This is a genomic window from Lentzea waywayandensis (assembly GCF_900115955.1).
Lineage (GTDB): Bacteria > Actinomycetota > Actinomycetes > Mycobacteriales > Pseudonocardiaceae > Lentzea > Lentzea waywayandensis.
The window spans coordinates 112,652-131,803 of the sequence record NZ_FOYL01000005.1 but is presented as its reverse complement, the minus strand read 5'-3'; the positions used below and the strand labels follow the sequence as shown (position 1 = coordinate 131,803).

Here is a 19,152-nt window from a genome sequence, read left to right as displayed (position 1 = left end):
GTCAGCGGCTCGACCAGGTACCGCTCACCAGGTTCTCCGGCAGGTAGTCGGACTCGACCTCGACCGGGAAACCGTGGTCCTTGCCGCGGATCGCCATGGCGAGCACGGCGAGCGCGACGAATCCGTCGGGGTTGTCCGCGAAGTCGACCTGGCGCCAATAGTCGCGGTGCGCCGTGGTCGCCTGCACCAGCGCGTCGGTGAAGTCCTCCGGCCCGCCGCGCAGGACCCGGAACAGGATGTTCGCCGGCGGGTACGCGACGAGCAGCATGAAGTCGCTGGAGGCGAACTTCGCCTGCCCGGGATCGGTCAGGTCGATCACGGACTCGAGCAGCGCGGGGGGAACCTGGTCGCCGCCGAGGTAGCGCTGCATCGTGTCCACCCAGGGGCGGACGTACTCCTCGACCTTCGCGCCGCTGCCGAGCAGCGTGTACTTGCCGACCTCGCACAACTCGGCGATGCGCTGCTCGCTGCGCGTGATGATGGCGAGCCAGGCGGCGGTCAGCCAGTCGACCGGGGTGGCGTGGTGGTTCGGGCCGAGCACGGGCAGCTGGTACTCCCGGTCGCCCAGCCGGTAGGGGACGAAGTCCTCCGACTTGGACGTGCGGGCGAAGACCGCGTTCGCCGTCTGGGACGCGAACACGGCCGCCTGCCACGTCTCTTCCTTGCCCGCGGCGGGGTCGAGCGCGGTGAGGTACTCGAAGCGCATCAGCGCGCGCCTGCGTGCGGCGCTCAGCGCGTCCGGGTCCGACTCGACGTCCTCCAGCGCCGACTCGATCAAGCGCTGGAGCGTGTCCACCTGACCGCGGGCGAATTCCTCGCTGATCTCGTGCCTGGGAATTTCGTGCATCGCGTTGCCGGTCCTCACCTGGGCATCAATGGCAGACGTGGTTGGTAATCGTAGCCCTCGAACGGCCGGTACTTCCATCCGGTCAACTCGTGGTCGACGCCCGTTTCATTCGTTTGTGCGCGCACCTCGAGATAATCGAGCCGGCCGTCCTTCTTCGCCTTTCGCAATTCCTCGGCGAGTTCCGCCTCGGCTCCGCCACGGCGTTCCATCGCCTGCAGGGTGTCCTCGAAGTACGCGGGGTGCCCCTGCTGGTACACCTTGGGGCCTTCCGCGGTCTGCACGATGCGTTCGCTCGCCGGACCGCTGGGCGCCTTCGCCTCGTGGACGACGTAGTCCGGCTTCTGCCCGTCCAGGTAGTCGACCTTGTAGACCTGGTCGAAGTTGCTGTTGCCAGGAGTACCGGGCCGGTGCATGGGCTCGATCTCGGCCAGCACCCTGCCGGTCTTGGCGTCGTAGACCTCCAGCACGTCACGGCTGGTGTGCGACGGGTCGAAGTCGCCGCCGCCCTTGGTGCGGAAGTCGACCTCCGCGTCGGGGAACGCGTGCGCGAACTGCGAGTGCACCCGGTCGCGCAGTGCGTGAGAGGACACCTGCTCGCCGAAGTGCTCCGAAGCGGTCGTCTGGGCGCCGATGGCCTCCGAGCGTTCCGGCGAACCCTTGGGGGTCTCGTCCATCGCCTTCTGACGCTCGGCCATCGCTTCCTGGCGTGCCCTGGTCTTCTCGTCGATCCGCTGGTCGTCCGCGGCTTTCCAGTCCTGGTCCTGGCGGTAGTCGTCCGAACGGGAATCCGTGTCGCCGCCGGAATTCGTGTCGGTGTCCGAACCGTCCCGGGGAACTTCCTTCGAGCGCGTTTCGTCGAAGCCGAGAGATTCGGCGGGCGGCCGGTCGGACTTCAGTTCCGGCTTGCCGTCCTTGAGGTCGACGGGCGGTGGCTTCATCCCGTCCACGTCCGGGCTGCGGTCCGCCCGCACCACCAGTTCGGTTCGCCCGTTGGTGGTGCGCTCGTAGTAGTGGTGCTTGATGTAGTCGTCGCTGGCGATCTTGTCGCGCGGCGACATCCCGCTCGTCTCGCCGGGCTTGTCGCGCCAGTCACCGGGATCGCTGTCGTTCGAGCTGTCGCCCCGGTCGACGGCGCCGTCGGTGTCGGTGGTCTCGTCCGGGCCGTGGCGCTGGGTGTCGGGTGCGTAGCCGTCGTCGCCGGTCCTGGTGCTCGACCCGTCCGGGTGGTGGGTCTCCCACTCGCCGTTCGGCGGGATCTTCGGCTGGCGGGTGCCGTCGGGACGGATCTCGGGGTCGCTGGTGAAGACGCGGCCGTTGGCGTCCGTCCAGGCCGGCTTGGTCGGGGCCAGCACGGGTGCGTCGAGGTGCTTGGAGAGCTGCTTCGCGAAGTCGTTGCTGGCGGCGTCGCAGCCGATCAGACGGACCGGCTTGCTGCCGTCGTAACCGGAGCGGCGGAGCATGTCCGCGTACTCCTTCGGCGTGTAGTCGTGGCCGCCGATGCGGGCCCTGCCGTCCGGGGTGACGTGGACGTCCGCGGTGAAGTAGCGCGGGTCGTTGGGGACGCGGTGCGGCAGGTCGCCCATGTCCGGGTCGCCGCCGTGGTGCGAGACGCCGGCCGGGGTGGTCTCGGCGTGCCGCTGGTGCGCGTCCTCCGGGGACGGGCGGTCCGCGGGCGGGACGTCCTGGTCGTTCGGGCTGTCGGGGTCGCCGTCGTGCGGCTTGTCCGGGGTGTTGTCGTGCGGCTTGTCGGCGTCCGGGCCGTGGTGCGGCGCGTCCGCGTCCGGGCGGTGGGGGGCGTCGGCGTCTGGACGGTGGGGGGCGTTGGCGTCGGGGCGGTGCGGGGTTGCGGCTTCCGGGTGGGTGCTGTCCGGGGCGCGGTGGGGGGCCTCGGCAGTGTCGGTGCCGCGGTGGCGGGGGCCGTCCGGGGTGTGGGGGCGCGAGCCGTCAGGGCGGGTGCCATCGGGACGTGAGCCGTCGGGACGTGAGCCGTCAGGACGTGAGCCGTCAGGGCGTGAGCCGTCAGGGCGGGTGCCGTCGGGCCGGTTGCCAGGGCCGCTGCCGTCCGGGCGGGACGGGCTGTCAGGCCGGTGCGGCGCGTCGGGGCGGTTGGGGGCGTCGGGACGTGACGGGCCGCCGTGAGGTGCGTCCGGTCGGGACGGCGAGTTCGGGCCGCCGTGGGGAGCGTTGGGTCCGTGTGGCGTGTTGGGCGAGTGCGGTGCGTTGGGGCCGCCGTGGGGCGTGTTCGGGCCGTGCGGCGCGTTTGGTGCGTGCGGCGCGTTAGGGCCGCCGTGCGGTGCGTTGGGGGCGTGTGGTGCGTTTGGCGGGGCCGGGCGCGTTGGTGCGGACGGGCCGTTGTGCGGTGCGTCGGGACGTGACGACGGCGTCGTGTTGCCGTGCGGTCCGTCAGGGCGCGACGGGGCGTGGGGTGCGTCAGTGCGCGACGGTCCGCCGTGTGGGCCGGACGGGGCCGTGTTGGGGCGTCCCTGGGGTGCGTCGGGCCGCGAGGACGGCGCGTTCGGGGCGTCCGTGCGGGCCGAAGGTGCGGACGGTGAGTTCGGGCTGTGCGGTGCGTTCGGAGCCGTCGGTGCGGACGACTGCGGGCGCATCGGGGCGTCGCCGCGAGGGGCGTTCGGCGCGGACGGGGAGTGCGGGGCGCCTGCCGCCGGAGCGTGCGGTGCTCCCGCCGACGGGCTGTGCGCCGGTGGCATGTTCGGAGTGGACGGGGCCGACGGTGCGGCTGCCGAAGGCGAGGTGGCGCGGCTCGGGGGAGTCGCGTCGGGACGGCCCGCGTTCGGGGAGCCGGTCGAGGGGGCGCCGGTCGACGGGCTGTGCGGGGTGCCGGCCGAGGGGGCGTGTGGCGTGCCGCCGCCCGAAGGCATTCCGCCCGACGGCGCGGAGGGTGCGGAAGGCATCGACGGCGAGGACGGCATCGAGGGTGCCGAAGGAGAGGACGGCATCGACGGGGCCGACGGTGCGCTTGGCATCGAGGCCGGACGGGGTGGGGCGTCCGCTCGGGAGGCCGACGTCGACATGTCGGGGGAGCGCGGTGCGGGGGCGCCGGAGCCCAGGTCGCCTCGGCTGCCGGGGGTGCCGGTCCAGCCCTGGCCGGGACCCGTCGGCGGACGGCCTGCCGCCGGGGACGACGGTGCGCCGCCGCCCGCAGCAGGGGCGCCGCCGCCCATCGGGCCGGACTGGGCGGGGGTCGACGAAGGGGACGCGTCCGGGGTGCGGGTGGGGGCCTGCGGTGCGTCCAGGCGGGACGGGGCCTCCGGTGGTGCCACCGAGGACTGGACGGTCTGGCCCGTGTTGCGGGTCGGAGCCGGGGCGTCCGGGGTCGACGACGTGTGCGGGGCGCTCGGGGCCGTCGGTGAGGAAGGCGAGCCCGGAGAACCGGGAGAGCTGTCGGGCGTGCGCGGGGCCGAAGGGGGCGAGGAGTTGTCGGGGGTGCGTGACGGGGCGTCGGGCGTCGAACCGTCCGGCGCGCGCGTGGGCGTCGGCGCGGACGAGGGTGCCGAGGTGTCCGGAGCACGCGAAGGCGCGTCCGGCGTCGAGGACGGCGAAGAAGGCGACCCCGGCGAGGAAGGCGACCCCGGCGGCGAGGACGACGAAGGCGAACTGTCCGGAGAGGACGGTGACGAAGGTGAAGAGGGCGAGGACGGCGAAGTGTCCGGAGAGGACGAAGACGGCGACCCGCCAGGAGAGGACGGCGAACCAGGAGAGGACGGCGAGAGGTCCGGAGCGTTGGTGCTGTGGAACAGGCCACCGGGCTTGATGGACTTCGTGGAGATCACGTCGAGACCGGTCACCTTGCCGACCAGCTTGCCGACGACCTTCATGATCTTCGTGAAGATCTCGACCAGCTTGCCCAGCAGCGGCGAGACCTTCTTGATGGTCTTGATGAGCTTCTGGATCAGCTCACCGATGCGGGTGGCCCACTTCGAGATCGCGGTCACGGCCTGCGCCACGATCACCGGCGTGCCGAAGCCCAGCGTGAACACGGCCTCCAGCACCCACGTGATCAGCTTCGCGACGAGGTCGGCGATCAGGTCGCGCACCATCTCGCGCACGAACCCGACGACCATGCCCATCACGCCGACGACGGTGCCGACCGAACCCGCGGTGGAAGCCGCGCCGGACAACGCGTCCAGCTGCTCGCCCGCGGCCTTGCGGTAGGCGTCGGCCGCGCCACCGGTCCACTCGCCGGTGCCGTCGACGGCCGCCTTGTAGTCGCCCGCGATCTTGCCGAGCTCCTGCGAGACGTTGCCCCACGTCGTCGAGTACGACTGGATCACCGGCGGGTCGCCCGCCAGCCAGTCCAGCGCCTCCTTGAGCGGCTGCATGTGTTCCATCAGGAACGAGGCCGCGGACGACAGCAGCGTGCCGAACGGGTCGATCGCCATCGAGGCGGCGTCGGCTACCAGGCCGACGACGCCGAGGCCGCCCTCGATCCAGCTGCCCTCGGAGATGCCTTTGTACGCGTCCATCGCCGAGTCGGCGATGGAGAAGCCGGTCGCCCAGCCGTTGTCACCGGTGCCGGCGTTGAAGAAGCCGGACGGTTCGGCGGGGGCCTTCGCCACCAACGGGTTCGGTGAGGACATCAGGCGCCACCCTTCAGCGTGCGGGTGATCTGGTCCTCGACCTCTTGGTAGTGCTTCGCGGTCTCGGTGACCTTCTTGGAGGTGGCCTCCATGGCCTCCGCCACGCCCTTCAGCGCGTCCATGCCCCACTGCTCGACCGGATCGAGCAACATCCGGAACGGCTGGCAGATGATCCCGTACGCGTCAGTCGGCATCGACACGGTGTTCGCCGCGTCCACTGCTCCCTGAAGTCGCCCGTGCAGGCCCTCCAAGGCCTTGGCGTGCGCTTCCAGCACGTCCGAGGTGACCTTGAAACCACCGGAAGTCATCGAACCCCCTCAAGTTCGAGCAGCGGACAGAAAGATCAGGAGAGCACGGACTCCCCGCCGAAGTCGTCGTCATCGTCTGACGGCGGCCGGCGGCGCGGGGGAGGCGGCGGGGTCGGGCGGGGCGGCGGCGGTGCGTCGTCCTCCACCCGGAAGTTGATCTCGTTGCGGTCGTACGGCGTGCGCGTCGGCTCTTCGGCCGGCGGCGCCGGGAAGTTCTTCTTGGCCTCGTTGAACAGCACGTTGGCCGTCTCGTCCTGCGTGCCGATGGTCTCCGCCATGGCTTCCTGGAGCAGCTCGGGAATCCGGGACTGAGCGCGCTGCAGCAGCTTCATGATCTCGCCGCTGACCTCGGACATGCGCTTGCCGGAGGCAGACTCGTTGATCACGAGGTTCTGCAGGATCCCGTTGGACCCGACCAGGATCTCGATGGAGCCGTCCTGGGACCGCTCGGAGATCGTCATCCCCTGAACGCGCGTCGCCATTTCCTGATAGCGCGCGGCGCGTTCCTGGATGTTCTGGTTCCAGTTCGCGAGCATCTGCTCGGACCCGGCGATGTCCTCGGGCACCGGTGATTCCCTCCCAAAGCGGCGGCGGACTCAAAGGATGACGCAGCCGGATCCGATCTCGTTCCACCCTCGGGTCAAATCGGCTGTGCAGACCAACGGCGTCCCACCGATCGGACCAGTGGGACGCCGTTGAGGTCAACTGACTAGTTCACGCCCAGCAGGTCGACGACAAAGATCAGCGTCTCGTTGGGCTTGATCACGCCGCCGGCACCGCGCGCGCCGTAGCCCAGGTGCGGAGGGATGACCAGCTTGCGGCGGCCACCGACCTTCATGCCCTGGACGCCCTGGTCCCAGCCCTGGATGACACGGCCGCCGCCGAGCGGGAACTGGAACGCCTCGCCGCGGTCCCAGGACGCGTCGAACTGCTCACCGGACGAGTGCGACACACCGACGTAGTGCACGGACACGAACTGACCGGCCGTGGCCTCCGCACCGTCGCCGACGGTGATGTCCTCGATCAGCAGGTCGGCGGGCGCCGGGCCGTCGTGCGGGTCGACCTCAGGCTTCGTGGGGGCCATCACAACTTCCTCTCGGAACGGGGTTGTTCGCGCTCGATCCAATCACGCGCGGGCGGGCGCGGCCGAATGGCCTACGCGGACCAGCCCTACCCGGCCCCGGAGTCCTCATGTCTTTCTTTAATCACCACCGGCCCCGCGGCCGGGGGACACAACAGAAGAAGGAGATGATCATGGCGGCAACCCTGCACCGCCTCCGGTCACTGCTCGGCGCGGCACTGGCGGCGGCAACGCTGTCCATGGCCTGCGTCAGCGTGGCCGAAGCAGCTCCGACTCCGACCACCGACGGTGAGTTCGGCACCCAGATCGTCGGCGGCACGCGCGCGAGCACGTCCACCTACCCCTGGGTCGTCTACCTCGCCACGAGCAGTGGTTTCCAGTACTGCGGCGGCACTCTCGTCGCTCCCAACAAGGTCGTCACCGCCGCGCACTGCACCGTGGGCGACTCGGCGTCCGCCGTCCGGGTCGTGGCGGGCCGCGACGACAAGAACTCCACCGCGGGCACCGTCGCCCGTGTCACCAGGATCTGGATCCACCCGAGCTACCGCGACGTGACCCTCGGCTACGACGTCTCGGTGCTCACGCTCGACCGCAACCTGTCGCAGACCCCGATCCCGTTCGCCACCTCGGCGGACAGCGCGCTCTACAACGCGGGCACCAGCTCGACGATCCTCGGCTGGGGCACCACGTCCTCCGGTGGTTCGGCCTCGCGCTACCTGCTGCGGGCCACCGTGCCGCTGACCAGCAGCTCCAGCTGCACCAGCTCGTACGGCAGCGACTACAAGGCCACCCACATGGTGTGCGCCGGCTACTCCCAGGGCGGCACCGACACCTGCCAGGGTGACTCCGGTGGCCCGCTCGTGGCCGGTGGCAAGCTGATCGGCATCACGTCGTGGGGCGAGGGATGCGCGGCCGCCGGTTACCCCGGCGTCTACTCCCGCGTCTCCACCTACGCGGCGCAGATCCAGGCACAGCTGTAACAACGAGAGGCCGGGAAGGGGCAACCCTTTCCGGCCTCGCTTACGTCCTGGAGACATGAACGGCAAGAAGCTGTTGGCCGGCGCCGCCGTGCTGGTCGTCGCCGGAGTGAGCGTGAGCTCCGCGGTGCGGGACGAGACCCTCGCACCACCACCGATCGTGGACTACGGGCCGGTGCGCCTTGTCGCGTTCGATTCATGTGACAACGCATTGACCGAACTGCGCCGCGCCATTGCCCCGTACGTCAGTGCGTACGGCCTCGGAGGCCGCGACGTCATGTTCTCCGAAGGCATGGTGACGAACAACAGCGCGGGCGTCGCGCAGAAGGGCATGCCCGACGCTCCCACCGCCGCCACTCCGCCCACGCAGCAACAGGACCACTCGACGACGAACGTGCACGAGCAGGGCGTCGACGAGCCGGACATCGTGAAGACGGACGGAAAACGCGTCGTCTCCATCGCAGACGGCAAGCTGCGCGTCATCGACGTCGCGTCCAGGGCGATCACCGGCACGGTCGACCTCGGCGAGCGCCGGGCGAGCCAGCTGCTGGTCTCCGGCGATCGCGCGCTGGTGGTCGCCGACAGCCCCGTCCCGATGATGAAGCCGTCGCTGCCGCCCGACCGCCCGTCGTTCGCCCCGGAGTCCGCCACCGAGCTGGTTCTCGTGGACCTCAAGGGGCTCAAGGAGATCAGCAGCCTCAGGACCGACGGCTTCTACCTAGACGCCCGCCAGATCGGCGGCACCGCCCGCGTCGTCGTCCGCTCGCAGCCGCGCCTGCCGTGGGTGTACCCGGACCAGACGACCAACGAAGCGGGATCGTTGCGCCGCAACAAGGAGATCCTGCAGAGCGAGCCCATCTCGTCGTGGCTGCCGCGTTACGAGCTCACCGAGAACGGCGCCAAGTCGAGCGGAACCCTGGTCGACTGCGCGAACGTCAGCCGCCCGACCGCGCCGAGCGCCACGTCGATGCTGACGGTGCTGACGTTCGAGCTCTCCGGTCAGCTCGGCACGGGCCAGCCAGTCTCGATCGTGGCCGACGGCGACACCGTCTACGGCACCGACCGCAGCCTCTACATCGCCGACGACCACCGCCTGTTGCCGGAACTTCCTTCCAGGCCACCGGTTCAGCGTCCGATCACGACGGCGATCCACCAGTTCGACATCGGCAACCCCGGCCCGCCCAAGCACGTCGCGTCCGGTGACGTGAACGGCACGCTGCTCAACCAGTACTCGCTGTCCGAGCACGAGGGCGTTCTCCGCGTCGCCACCACCACCGGCACCGAGACCCGTTGCTGCTGGCGGATGCCGTCGGACGTGGTGCCGCAGCAGAGCCCCGCTCCAGCGCCGTCGGAGAGCTTCGTCACGACGTTGCGCCGCGACGGCAACCAGCTCGCCAAGGTCGGCCAGGTCGGCGGGCTCGGCAAGGGCGAACGGATCTACAGCGTCCGGTTCATCGGCAGGATGGGCTACGTCGTCACGTTCCGCCAGACCGACCCGCTCTACACGCTCGACCTGAGTGATCCCAAGCAGCCCAGGGTGACGGGCGAGCTGAAGATCACCGGCTTCTCCGCCTACCTGCACCCGGCGGGCGACGGGAAGCTGATCGGCGTCGGCCAGGAGGCGACCGACCAGGGCAGGACGACCGGTACGCAGGTGTCGTTGTTCGACGTGGCCAATCCCGCGTCACCGCAACGACTCGCGCAGTACCACCTGCCGGACTCGAACTCCGAGGCCCAGTTCGACCCGCACGCGTTCCTGTTCTGGCCGCAGGACGGCACGCTCGTCATCCCGGTGTCGGCCTACCGGTCGAACTACGAGGTCTCCTCACTGGTGCTGCGCGTCGAGGGCAACCAGCTGAACCAGACCGGCAGGATCGTCGAACCGTCCAGCCCGAACAACTACGGCGGCCCGAGGCGCACGATCGTCATCGGTGACCAGCTGTGGTCGATCTCCAACGCGGGCGTGCAGGTCAACGCGCGCAGCGGCCTGGCGCAGCAGGCCTGGCTGCCGTTCACGCAGTAGCGCGGTCTCCGTTGAGCAGGCGGTTCGACAACACCGTGCCGCCTGCCATCGCCGCCGGGATCACGACCAGCGCGGCCAGCGGGATCAGGCACAGCAGGTAGGTCGGCACGGCGAACCCGAGCACCAGCGCGCGGCGCGTCGCGAGGATCTGCCTGCGCTGCTTGAACGACCGGCCCCGGCGGGTGAACGGGATGCCGGTCAGCTCGATGCCGAGCAGGTAGCCGTTGATGCACACGGCCAGCACGGGCACGACCGTCTGCCCGACGACGGGGATGAACCCGCAGACGAACAGCGGGATCGCGAACAGGATCGACGTGCCGACCAGCAGGAGCGTGCCGCGCAGCCCCACCAGGAACCCGCGCCACCAGCCGACCTGCTCCGCCTCCGGCACGCCGCCGAGCTCGTCCTCGACCTCTTCCGCGATGTACTCGTAGAACGGGCCGCCGATCATCAGCGTGATCGCGGTGAACAGCAGCACGCTCAGGCCGAGCCCGGCCGCGATCACCGAAATTCCGACGGCGACCTCGACGACGCTCTTCCAGGTGTCGCTCCACGAGTCGGCGAAGCCGGTGAGCCACCCGGCGATCGAGTCGATGTTGGTGACCAGCAGCACCCAGCCGCCGATCATCAGGACGGCCGTGATGACCGCGGGCAACGCGCCCATCAGCACGCGCTTGGGTGAGCTGAACACCAGGCTGAACCCACGCAGCAGCAGACCGACACCGGCACCGAAGTCCTTGATCACGCGCGCAGGATAGTCGGTTTCGTGCCCTGTTGAGACGAGGTGGAGTGATTTCGCGAGGCGCGGCATGATGGCGGTCCGAGTGCGGGAGGCGTTGAGGTTGAGCAACCCAGCTAGGAACGCCGTCGTCGTCCCGGACGGGCCGCTGCCGATGCTGCCGCCGTCCATCTGGGAGTCGAGCGACGTGCGTGAGGCGGTCGCCGCGGAGTCGCCCGGCGCCGTGGTCGCGATCGCGCGCAAGGCCCACGGCCTGCGTCAGGACGAACTGGGCACGCTGGCCGGGTTCTCCCAGTCCGCGATCTCGCGCCTGGAGTCGGGTAGCAACATCGCCTACGACATGCGCGTCCTGCGCACGTTGCAACGGCTGCTCGGCATTCCCGCCCACCTGCTCGGGCTGACCGACCGCACGGTGCCGGTGCCCTCGGGCGATCTGGTCGTCGGCATGGAGGGCAAGGCGCTGATGGCCTTGTGCGCCTCCGCGGTCTTCAGCGCGGACAACGACGACGCGGTGAGTCAGCTGCTCGTGCTGCGCCGGATCGTCAACGACGCGCACAACTGGCGTGCGACCGGCGCGCTCATGCCCGCGGTCCGCAGCATGTACGACGTCATCGACACCTTGCGCCGCAACGCGCGTGGCGAGATCCGCCGCCGGTTGCTCGGCACGGGCGCGATGTACGCGGAGTTCTACGGCTGGCTGTTCGAGGAGATCGGCGACCTGCGCAACGCCGGCGCGTGGACGTCCAGAGCGTTGGAGCAGGGCCAAGCCGCGGACGACAGGGACGTCGTCGCGTACTGCTACGTGCGGATGAGTCAGCTCGCCGAGGCCGATGGCGACGACGACCGCGTCATCGGCCTGGCGCGGGCCGCCCAGCGCGAGACCGGGGTGAGCCCGGTCGTGCGCGCGATGGCGTTGCGGCAGGAGGCACGCGGCCTCGCGCGGGCGGGCCAGAACGCGTGCATGCGGCGGTTCGACCTCGCACAGGCGTTGGTGCAGAACGTGGAACGGCCGCTGACGGACGAGTACTCGATCGGCTACTGCTTCACCGACCTGCACGTCCAGATGCAACGGGCCGCGAGCCTCGTCGTTCTCGCGGACCACCGCCGCGCCATCGACGTGTACACGGAACTCATGCCGCGATGGGGCAGCATCTGCCAGTGGGAGCAGGGCGTGCACACGGCCACCCTCGCCTACGCGCACGCCGCCAACGGTGACGTCGACCAGGCCGTCGACCTGGGGTTCGCGGCGCTGGAGCTGGCCCGCGTGACGGGGTCGCAGCTCATCGTGAACGAGCTGGCCAGGCTCGGGCCGTGGGCAGCGACGCCGGCGATCGCCGAGCTCACGGCCCAGCTTCGGTAGCCGCCGTATGCGAGTTCCGCATACCGCACCCGTAAATCGTATAGAACCCTCCCCATTTCGCTGGGCAGCCCGCACGATCTAGGAGTGATCGACCTAGCCGAACGAACGCCGCGCTCGGAAGAGGTCACCGAGAAGTTCTGCGCGGCAGTGGCAGAGCAGAACTCGGGCCCCTACCGGCTCAAGTTCTACGCCACCACGCACGCCGTCGTGTGTGTGGTGGACGACGCCGAGGTGAAGGCATGAGCATGCCTGTGTTGCTGGTCCGCAAGCGTGCGGGTGTCGTAGGCGAGACACAACGCACGTGCCACCTCGTACCCGTGCCCGACGACGACACGCTTCTGGCGTTGACCGCGTACTGCGGCGAACTCATCTATCAGGGCGAGGCCGAACTGCTCGCCCAGCCCTCCGGAATGCCGTGCGTCGGCTGCCTGTTCCGCGTGCCGATGCCTCGCGACGGGTGCTAGCCGGCCGGTGAGGCGATGCAGGCCGTGCCGAACCGGCGGAACCCGACGCGTTCGTAGACCCGCGCGATCTCCAGGCTTCCCGCCGACAGGAACACCAGCTCGGCGCCTCTTTCCAGGGCGTCACGCGCCAGTTCCGCAGTGACCGCACCACCGAGGCCACGTCGCCGTGCCGCCGGCAACGTGCCGATGCCCGCGATCTCCACGACGTCACCCGCCCGTTGAGCGGTGCCCACTGCCAGTACGCCCTCGCCTGGCAGGTCGGCCACCGCGTGACGGTGCCGGGTGCTCGTCGGGACGGCACCTTCGAGAGCCGCGTCCCGTTCCGCCACACCGGCTTCGCCCGCAGCCGTGCCCGGCGACGAGAACGCCAGTTCCGCCACGACGGACACCTCGGCAGGCCGCGTGCCCAGTACGCGCACATGCGGATGCGGTTCCGGTAGCTTCTCGGGATCGAGCACCAGCAACGGCGCTTGGAGCACCTCCAAACCCGCTTCGACCGCGACGTCGAGGAGGCCTGGCGTCGTCTCGTGCACCCACTCGAACGCTTCGGGCACACCGAGTTCGCGCTGCCGTTCGCGCACCTTCAGCACGTCGGCGACGGTCGGCTGACCGCCGGGGAACCGGGGCCGCGCGTAGTACGGGTAGCCGTCGCCCGCCTGGACGAACAGCACCAGCTCGCCGTGTTCCTCAACACGAGATCCCGGTCGGGGCACAGAGTCGTAAAACTCTTCCAGAACACTCCGCATAGAAGATCACGCTAGCTACCTTTGGCGGTATGACGCACGGCAATTCCCGTCCGAGCGGCTTCGAGCGGTTCGCGAACAAGCTCGTCGGCCGCCTGGTGGCGCTCGGGGTCGGTCCCAGGAGCATGCGCAGCCTGTCCGTGCGAGGCCGCAGCAGCGGCAAGTGGTACAGCTCCCCGGTGAACCTGCTGGAGCTGAACGGCACCCGCTACCTGCTCGCGCCGCGCGGCACCACCCAGTGGGTCCGCAACCTGCGCGCCGCCGGGTCCGGTGAGCTGCGCCGGGGAAAGTTCGTGGAGACCTTCCAGGCCGTCGAGCTGCCGGACGAGGCCAAGCCGGTGATCATGCAGTCCTACCTTCAGCGCTGGCACTCGCAGGTGAAGCAGTTCTTCCCCGGCCTGGACGCCTCGTCCTCGCTCGACGAGCTGCTCGCGCGGGCCGGCGACTACCCCGTCTTCGAGCTGTCATGAGGGTCCTGGCGGCACTCGTCGCCCTGCTCCTGGTCCTCACCGGCTGCGGCAGCGACCGGGAGGACCGGTTCGCCCGGCCCGGCGCGCCCAAGCAGTCGCCGAGCGGGAAGTTCGTCGCGCACGCCGAGAGCGCGAGCGAGGTCCGGGTGACCGACCGCAACGGCGGTGACGTGTTCCGCAAGTCCTACGAGTACGCGACGAGCTCGCGGGCGGACGGCATCGGTGTGGTGTGGCTGTCCAAGAAGGACCAGCTGTGGGTGCTCGTCCCCGGTGACACGAGCGAGCGCATCGAAGCCGGGCCCGACGGGGTGTGGACGGCGGTCGAGGCCGACCTACCCGGGGAGATCACGCGGCTCGGGTGAGGACTCGGGATCGGCGCCCTGCTCGATCCGCCTCCCGCGTGCCAGTTCCGCGTCGAACTCGACGCCGAGCAGCACCGCGATGTTGGAGATCCACAGCCAGACCAGGAAGACGATCACGCCGCCCAGCGAGCCGTAGGTCTTGTTGTAGGAGGCGAAGTTCGCCACGTAGAGCGCGAAGCCGACGGTCGCGAGCGCCCACAGCACGATCGCGAGCAGGCTTCCCGGCGTGATCCAGCGCCAGCCCGGCTGCCGCACGTTCGGCGCGGCCCAGTACAGCACCGCGAACGCCAGGCTCACGAGCAGCAGGATGACCGGCCACTTCACGACGTCCCACACGGTGACGACCGTGTCGCCCAGGCCGAGGAAGTTCCCGACGGTGTCCGCGACACCTCCGGTCAGCACGAGTGCTCCGAGCGTGAGGGACACCAGCACGACCGAGCCGAGGGTGAGCGCGAGCCGCAGCGGCACCGTCTTCCAGAACGGCCGGCCTTCCTCGACGTCGTAGACCGCGTTGCTCGCCCGCATGAACGCGCCGAGGTAGCCCGACGCGGTCCAGAACGCCGTCAGCAGACCGATGATGCCGAGCAGCCCGGCGGCGCTCTGTCCCTTCCGCAGTTCCTCCACGGACGACCTGATCAGTTCTCCGGCCTGACCGGGCGCGACCTGGTCGACGTACTTCAGCAGCTCCTGCGTCGTCGTGTCGCCGAGCAACGCGAGCACGGACGTCAGCACGATGAGTCCGGGGAACAACGACAGCACCGCGTAGTAGGTGAGCGCACCCGCCCAGTCCGTCAGGTTGTCGTCGTTGAACTCCTTCACCGTCCGTTTGAGAACGCCCCACCAAGCACCTTTCGGCAGCTTGGTGGGGCGATCGACGGTCTTACCTGCGGGCACGGCGCCAGCTGAACGACCGGGTGCCGGTACCGACTCCGGCGAGGTGCAACGCGAGCAGCAACAACCCGAGCACGATCAGCGTGTTGACGGTGATCACGTCACCGAGCGCGACCTTCGCCAGATCGAGGATCAGCGCGAGGCCGAACGAAACCGCGGCGATGATGGCCAGCATGTGTCCACCTCCTAAGTGGTTGAGCAGCGGATACCCACTTGTTCAACGCGGAATCGCGCCGTTCGGAGCAATGAACATGTCATGATCGGTCCCGTGGACGTCCAGCGCTGGCAAGCAGCCGCGGTTCCGTGGTGGGTGACCAAGGTCGGGCTCGTCGGTGGGTGGATCGTCGCCTTCTACTTCGCCGTGAGCGCGAACGAGGCGCCGTGCACGGTCGCACAGCCGTGCCTGCCTGACCCGTTGTTCTCTCTCGCGGTGGTTCCGCTGCTGGCCACGCCGTTGCTGCTGTTGTTCGGCCGCGTGCTCACGGGCTGCGCGATGGGCGTGTTGTTCGGTGCGATGGACCTCATGCTCGACGGCAGTGCGGTGGCCAACCTGGCGTTCGGGCTGCACGCCGGCGCGTGTGCGTTGGTGGCGGCGTGGACGGTCAGGTCGCGTGCGGACCAGCACGAGGCGGCGGGCGCGACGATCGTCTCGCTGCCGGACCTGCCGCCGCAACGCGGAGTTCTCCGCGTGGTCGCCGTGCTGCTGGTGCTCTTCGGGTTTCTGACGTTCGTGCAGTACAGCCTCACCAACGACGCGATCGAGCAGCACATCGCGAACGCCAGCCGGGTCGACGCCGAGGTCGTCGAGATCAAGAACACCTACGAGGTGTGGGTGGAGCTGCCGAACCGGCAGCGCGCCGCGTTCGAGCCGCTCGCGCCGGAGTCCTATCGGGTCGGCGACGAGGTGCCGGTGCTCGCGGACGGCACGTGGGTGCGGATGGCGAACGAGCCCGAGGACGTCACGTGGTGGCTGACCATCGGTGGCGCCGCGGTGTTCTTCGCGATCATGCTGGCCGCGCGCGAACGCCGCCGCCGCGCGTTGTGGACGGGACCGGTGAAGGCCATCCGGTTGCAGATCCACCAGATCGGGCCGCGCCGGATCCTGTTGCGGTACAACAAGAAGGACATCGCCACGCTCACCACGCTCGCCGACCTCGGGCTGGAGGAGCCGCTCTACCACGACACCGAGGAGTTCGGCCGGGTGTGGCGCGGCGAGGAGGACCCGCCGGTGCAACTCGATCCCGCCGAGGTGCTCGTCGCGGGCGAGTGGCACCACGGCGGCCAGGTGGCGGTGCTGGTCGAGGGGGAGATCGTGGCGACCAGCACGCTGAACCGCGTCCGCCAGCGGCACATCGTCCACAGTGCACACCTGCCGGGTGAGCCGGTCACCGCGGGCACGCCGGTCGAGCTGCCGCACGCGATCTGGCCGGGGGACCGCCGGCGGGCCGAGGGCGTGGCGCTGCTGCTCGGCGCCGCCGGTGCGTTGATCGCGCTGAAGTTCTACCCGGAGCTCATCGTGCTCGGGCTGATCGGCATCCAGTGCGTGCTGTCGGCGGTGACGCGGTTCCAGCCGATGCTGCGCCTCGACCACAACTCGGTCGTGCTCTACACCGGCGTCTTCACCTACCGCGTGCCGTGGGCGCAGCTGCACGGTGTGCGTCGTTCCGGCCCTCAGCTCATGCTCGCGTTCGGGCCGCACGGCGACGTTCTCACGACACCGCACCTGCCGGACAGGCAGGCGGGCGAGAAGCTGATGTGGGCCCGTGCCCGGTCGTTGATCGCCGAGCACCCCGGCGAACGCGTGACGCGCAAGCTCAACATCAGCGTGCTGATCGGCGCGGTCTACGCCGCGCTGGTCCTGTTCATCTGAGCTTGGCCACTGCCTTGAGCAGACGGTCCACATCGGACTCGTCGGTGTACGGCCCGATGCCCGCCCGCACGGCACCCTTGTCGCCCAGGCCGAGCCACCGCGAGCACTCGAGCGCGTAGAAGTGGCCGGCGGGCGCGTTCACACCCTCGGCACCGAGCCGCCGGTAGACCTCGGCGGGGTCCAGCCCGTCGACGGAGAACAGCACGGTGGGCGTGCGCGACGAAGCCTTGCTGTAGATGCGCACGCCGAGTTCCCGCAGCCCGTTCTCCAGCTGCTCGCGCAGGCCGAGCTCGTGCTCCTCCAGGCCGTCCAGGCCCCGCATGAACTCCACCGCCGCGGTCGTCCCGGCCAGCAGCTCGTACGGCAGCGTGCCCAGCTCGAACCGTTCCGGCACGGCGTTGGTCGACGGCAGCAGCTTGTCCGGCCGCAACGTCTCCAGCAGCTCCGGCGCCGCCGCCAGCACGCCGAGGTGCGGGCCGAGGAACTTGTACGGCGAGCACACGAAGAAGTCCGCGTCCAACGCCTCGACGTCCACCGGTACGTGCGGCGTGTAGTGCACGCCGTCGACGTAGACGAACGCCGCCGCCTCGTGCGCCGCCCGCGCGATCTCCGCGACGTCCGGACGCGTGCCGAGCAGGTTCGACGCCGCCGTGATCGCGACGACGCGGGTGCGGTCGGACAGCAGCTTCGTCACCGACTCGACGGGCAGCTCACCGGTCGTGCGGTCGAACGGCGCCCATCGCACCGTTGCCCGCGCCGCCTCGGCGGCCTGCACCCACGGCCTGATGTTCGCGTCGTGGTCGATCCTGGTCACGATGATCTCGTCGCCCGGCCGCCAGTTCTTCGACAGCGTGCGGGCGAAGTCGTAGGTCAGCTGGGTCATGCTGCGCCCGAACACGATGCTGCCCGCGTTGAGGAACTCGCTCATCGTGCGCCGTGCGGTCTGCACGATCTCCTCGGCCCGGCGTTCGGCGGCCGTGACGCTGCCTCGGTTGGACACGGCGGAGGTCAGCGTGGCCCTGACCGCCTCGCCGACGACGTCGGGCACCTGCGCGCCGCCGGGTCCGTCGAAGTGCGCGGCACCCTCGCGCAAGGCGGGAAAGTGGGCGCGGACCGCTGCGACGTCGTAGGCCATGCCCTCATGGTGCTGGAGCACCCACGAATCGGGAAAGGATCAACCGGAGGGTGCTCACCTGTTCGGTGGCGTCGAAGTCCGGGTCGATCAGCCTGCCGTACAGGCCGTCGACCAGCCCCTGCGCCCAGCTTGCGGCGGTCAGCGCGCTCACCGGGAGGGTGATCTGGCCGGCTTCGTGCGCCTGTCGCAGCAGCTCGGCCAGCTCGTCGCGCATCACCTGTTCGTTGCGGCCGACGAGCTCCCACAGCTCCGGATCGCGGCTGGCCTGCGCCACGACCTCCAGCACCAGCCCGGCCACGGACCGGTCGAGCGCGGGCACGCACAGATGGTCGACCATCAGCAGGACGCCGTCCCACGGGCTCAGTTCGCGGGCCTTCGCGAACATCTGGGCGTTGTCCTCGGCGTCCTGCACGAAGATCTCGCGGAAGATCGCCCGCTTGGTGGGGAAGTAGTGGAAGAGACTGCCGGTGCTGATGTCGGCGGCCTTGCAGATGTCCGCGACGGTGGTGCGTTCGAAGCCCTTCTGCGCGAACAACCCCGCCGCGGTGTCGGTGATGTGCCGCTTCTTCTCCGCGTGCTTGACCGGATCTACCGTTCGCACCTGTAGTACTGCCTCTTCTTCTCGTCCCGCACGGAGACGCCGCGTTTGCGGATCTCCCGCGCCAATTCTGCGGCCTCCGCGGTCTCGTACTTCGCGATGGCCTTCCTGCGGGCCGTGAACAGCGCGTTCACGTCCGCCGGCAGTTCGGGCGCGTGCTCGACCCACATCCGGAACTCACTGGCGAACGGGTCCGCGGCGCGCCACCGGTAGCCCTGCTCGGTGAAGGCCCGTTCCAGCCTGGCCCTGCTCAGGTCGGAGGTCTCGCGAGCCAGTTCGGTGCCGCTGGGCGACAGCAGCACGAGCTGCTTGCCGTCCGCGAACGCCGACTCGACCTCCTCGCGGCCGAAGCCGAACGTCTTGTCGTCCTTGTGCAGCGTGATCCGGCTCGGCGAGACCTCGACCGACATCATCTCGCTCGCCCAGAACGACGCGAACACGAAGCCCGCGACCGCGCCGACGGCCAGGGCGGCGAGCGTCGCCCACGGCTCCGGGATGTCCGTGACCAGCTCGAACACGCCCTGGAACGGGAACCATTCGAGCGTTGTGATCCATCCGGCCGCGAGCTTGAGCCCCCACCCCGCGGCGGCGCCGGCGGCCGGGCACGCGACCCAGATGCCGTACCGGACCGCCGCGGTCTCCTGCACAGTCGTCATGAGCGCCAATATTAGACCGAGTGCTCGGTT

At 69.8% G+C, this 19,152-nt stretch carries 20 protein-coding genes; 8 read left to right on the top strand and 12 right to left on the bottom strand.

The window, feature by feature from the left end:
* Window position 1: 1 nt before the first annotated feature.
* The 5 genes from BM417_RS20785 to BM417_RS20750 form a co-directional block, all read right to left on the bottom strand.
* Window positions 2-847, bottom strand: coding sequence for an immunity 49 family protein (locus BM417_RS20785; protein ID WP_177320513.1), 846 nt, complete (start codon window positions 845-847; stop codon window positions 2-4).
* Between the two features lie 14 nt (window positions 848-861).
* Entirely contained in the window at window positions 862-5,445 is a 4,584-nt protein-coding gene (locus BM417_RS47840) for a hypothetical protein (protein WP_177320512.1), read from the bottom strand.
* Window positions 5,445-5,753 carry a type VII secretion target gene (locus BM417_RS20760; RefSeq protein WP_093596742.1) on the bottom strand — a complete coding sequence of 103 codons (309 nt, stop codon included), beginning with the start codon at window positions 5,751-5,753 and terminating at the stop codon, window positions 5,445-5,447. Before BM417_RS20760 ends, BM417_RS47840 begins: the two co-directional genes overlap by 1 nt.
* Before the next feature lie 35 nt (window positions 5,754-5,788).
* Window positions 5,789-6,319, bottom strand: a complete 531-nt coding sequence (locus BM417_RS20755; RefSeq protein ID WP_093596739.1) for a YbaB/EbfC family nucleoid-associated protein — start codon at window positions 6,317-6,319, stop codon at window positions 5,789-5,791.
* Between the two features lie 143 nt (window positions 6,320-6,462).
* Window positions 6,463-6,837, bottom strand: a complete 375-nt coding sequence (locus BM417_RS20750; protein ID WP_093596735.1) for an FKBP-type peptidyl-prolyl cis-trans isomerase — start codon at window positions 6,835-6,837, stop codon at window positions 6,463-6,465.
* A gap of 170 nt (window positions 6,838-7,007) precedes the next feature.
* Between BM417_RS20750 and BM417_RS20745 the strand changes: the two genes are divergently transcribed.
* Window positions 7,008-7,814, top strand: coding sequence for a S1 family peptidase (locus tag BM417_RS20745; protein WP_093597922.1), 807 nt, complete (start codon window positions 7,008-7,010; stop codon window positions 7,812-7,814).
* A 55-nt stretch (window positions 7,815-7,869) separates the two neighbouring features.
* A complete protein-coding gene (locus BM417_RS20740; protein ID WP_093596732.1) occupies window positions 7,870-9,834 on the top strand; it encodes a beta-propeller domain-containing protein in 1,965 nt (654 codons plus the stop codon).
* Here the strand turns inward: BM417_RS20740 and BM417_RS20735 are convergent.
* Window positions 9,824-10,579 carry an EI24 domain-containing protein gene (locus BM417_RS20735; protein WP_093596729.1) on the bottom strand — a complete coding sequence of 252 codons (756 nt, stop codon included), beginning with the start codon at window positions 10,577-10,579 and terminating at the stop codon, window positions 9,824-9,826. The genes BM417_RS20740 and BM417_RS20735 overlap by 11 nt on opposite strands.
* Window positions 10,580-10,676: 97 nt before the next feature.
* Here BM417_RS20735 and BM417_RS20730 point away from each other — a divergent pair, with 97 nt between their 5' ends.
* The 3 genes from BM417_RS20730 (at window position 10,677) to BM417_RS20725 (ending at window position 12,397) form a co-directional block, all read left to right on the top strand.
* Entirely contained in the window at window positions 10,677-11,933 is a 1,257-nt protein-coding gene (locus tag BM417_RS20730) for a helix-turn-helix domain-containing protein (protein ID WP_177320511.1), read from the top strand.
* An 84-nt stretch (window positions 11,934-12,017) separates the two neighbouring features.
* Window positions 12,018-12,176, top strand: coding sequence for a hypothetical protein (locus BM417_RS47835; protein WP_177320510.1), 159 nt, complete (start codon window positions 12,018-12,020; stop codon window positions 12,174-12,176).
* On the top strand, window positions 12,173-12,397 hold the full coding sequence (locus BM417_RS20725) for a hypothetical protein (protein ID WP_245822046.1): 225 nt from the start codon (window positions 12,173-12,175) through the stop codon (window positions 12,395-12,397). Before BM417_RS47835 ends, BM417_RS20725 begins: the two co-directional genes overlap by 4 nt.
* Here the strand turns inward: BM417_RS20725 and BM417_RS20720 are convergent.
* Window positions 12,394-13,068, bottom strand: a complete 675-nt coding sequence (locus BM417_RS20720) for a GNAT family N-acetyltransferase (RefSeq protein ID WP_218164515.1) — start codon at window positions 13,066-13,068, stop codon at window positions 12,394-12,396. The genes BM417_RS20725 and BM417_RS20720 overlap by 4 nt on opposite strands.
* 104 nt (window positions 13,069-13,172) lie before the next feature.
* Here BM417_RS20720 and BM417_RS20715 point away from each other — a divergent pair, with 104 nt between their 5' ends.
* Entirely contained in the window at window positions 13,173-13,610 is a 438-nt protein-coding gene (locus BM417_RS20715) for a nitroreductase/quinone reductase family protein (protein WP_093596720.1), read from the top strand.
* Entirely contained in the window at window positions 13,607-13,972 is a 366-nt protein-coding gene (locus BM417_RS20710; protein ID WP_093596717.1) for a hypothetical protein, read from the top strand. Before BM417_RS20715 ends, BM417_RS20710 begins: the two co-directional genes overlap by 4 nt.
* Here BM417_RS20710 and BM417_RS20705 read toward each other — a convergent pair.
* Together BM417_RS20705 and BM417_RS20700 are read right to left on the bottom strand one after the other, a co-directional pair.
* The gene (locus BM417_RS20705; protein ID WP_322788976.1) at window positions 13,943-14,791 is read right to left on the bottom strand and encodes a YihY/virulence factor BrkB family protein; all 849 of its coding nucleotides are present in this window, start codon (window positions 14,789-14,791) and stop codon (window positions 13,943-13,945) included. The genes BM417_RS20710 and BM417_RS20705 overlap by 30 nt on opposite strands.
* Window positions 14,792-14,852: 61 nt before the next feature.
* Window positions 14,853-15,038, bottom strand: a complete 186-nt coding sequence (locus BM417_RS20700; RefSeq protein WP_093596711.1) for a hypothetical protein — start codon at window positions 15,036-15,038, stop codon at window positions 14,853-14,855.
* An 81-nt stretch (window positions 15,039-15,119) separates the two neighbouring features.
* On the opposite strand from BM417_RS20700, the gene BM417_RS20695 reads away from it, so the two are divergent.
* The gene (locus BM417_RS20695; protein WP_093596708.1) at window positions 15,120-16,733 is read left to right on the top strand and encodes a hypothetical protein; all 1,614 of its coding nucleotides are present in this window, start codon (window positions 15,120-15,122) and stop codon (window positions 16,731-16,733) included.
* Here BM417_RS20695 and BM417_RS20690 read toward each other — a convergent pair.
* The 3 genes from BM417_RS20690 to BM417_RS20680 are packed head-to-tail and all read right to left on the bottom strand — an operon-like array spanning window position 16,726 to window position 19,122.
* A complete protein-coding gene (locus BM417_RS20690) occupies window positions 16,726-17,868 on the bottom strand; it encodes a cysteine desulfurase-like protein (protein WP_093597916.1) in 1,143 nt (380 codons plus the stop codon). The genes BM417_RS20695 and BM417_RS20690 overlap by 8 nt on opposite strands.
* Window positions 17,869-17,872: 4 nt before the next feature.
* Window positions 17,873-18,469: a TetR/AcrR family transcriptional regulator gene (locus BM417_RS20685; RefSeq protein ID WP_093596705.1), complete on the bottom strand. Its 597-nt coding sequence runs from the start codon at window positions 18,467-18,469 to the stop codon at window positions 17,873-17,875.
* A complete protein-coding gene (locus BM417_RS20680; protein ID WP_093596702.1) occupies window positions 18,457-19,122 on the bottom strand; it encodes a YqeB family protein in 666 nt (221 codons plus the stop codon). The genes BM417_RS20685 and BM417_RS20680 overlap by 13 nt, the downstream gene beginning before the upstream one ends.
* Window positions 19,123-19,152 lie beyond the last annotated feature (30 nt).

Coding starts and splice junctions, on each gene's coding strand:
- BM417_RS20745 (WP_093597922.1), top strand. CDS start 7,008: ATGGCGGCAACCCTGCACCGCCTCCGGTCACTGCTCGGCGCGGCACTG.
- BM417_RS20760 (WP_093596742.1), bottom strand. CDS start 5,753: ATGACTTCCGGTGGTTTCAAGGTCACCTCGGACGTGCTGGAAGCGCAC.
- BM417_RS20700 (WP_093596711.1), bottom strand. CDS start 15,038: ATGCTGGCCATCATCGCCGCGGTTTCGTTCGGCCTCGCGCTGATCCTC.
- BM417_RS20715 (WP_093596720.1), top strand. CDS start 13,173: ATGACGCACGGCAATTCCCGTCCGAGCGGCTTCGAGCGGTTCGCGAAC.
- BM417_RS20785 (WP_177320513.1), bottom strand. CDS start 847: ATGCACGAAATTCCCAGGCACGAGATCAGCGAGGAATTCGCCCGCGGT.
- BM417_RS20725 (WP_245822046.1), top strand. CDS start 12,173: ATGAGCATGCCTGTGTTGCTGGTCCGCAAGCGTGCGGGTGTCGTAGGC.
- BM417_RS20680 (WP_093596702.1), bottom strand. CDS start 19,122: ATGACGACTGTGCAGGAGACCGCGGCGGTCCGGTACGGCATCTGGGTC.
- BM417_RS20690 (WP_093597916.1), bottom strand. CDS start 17,868: ATGGCCTACGACGTCGCAGCGGTCCGCGCCCACTTTCCCGCCTTGCGC.
- BM417_RS20695 (WP_093596708.1), top strand. CDS start 15,120: ATGATCGGTCCCGTGGACGTCCAGCGCTGGCAAGCAGCCGCGGTTCCG.
- BM417_RS20710 (WP_093596717.1), top strand. CDS start 13,607: ATGAGGGTCCTGGCGGCACTCGTCGCCCTGCTCCTGGTCCTCACCGGC.
- BM417_RS20750 (WP_093596735.1), bottom strand. CDS start 6,837: ATGGCCCCCACGAAGCCTGAGGTCGACCCGCACGACGGCCCGGCGCCC.
- BM417_RS20740 (WP_093596732.1), top strand. CDS start 7,870: ATGAACGGCAAGAAGCTGTTGGCCGGCGCCGCCGTGCTGGTCGTCGCC.
- BM417_RS47840 (WP_177320512.1), bottom strand. CDS start 5,445: ATGTCCTCACCGAACCCGTTGGTGGCGAAGGCCCCCGCCGAACCGTCC.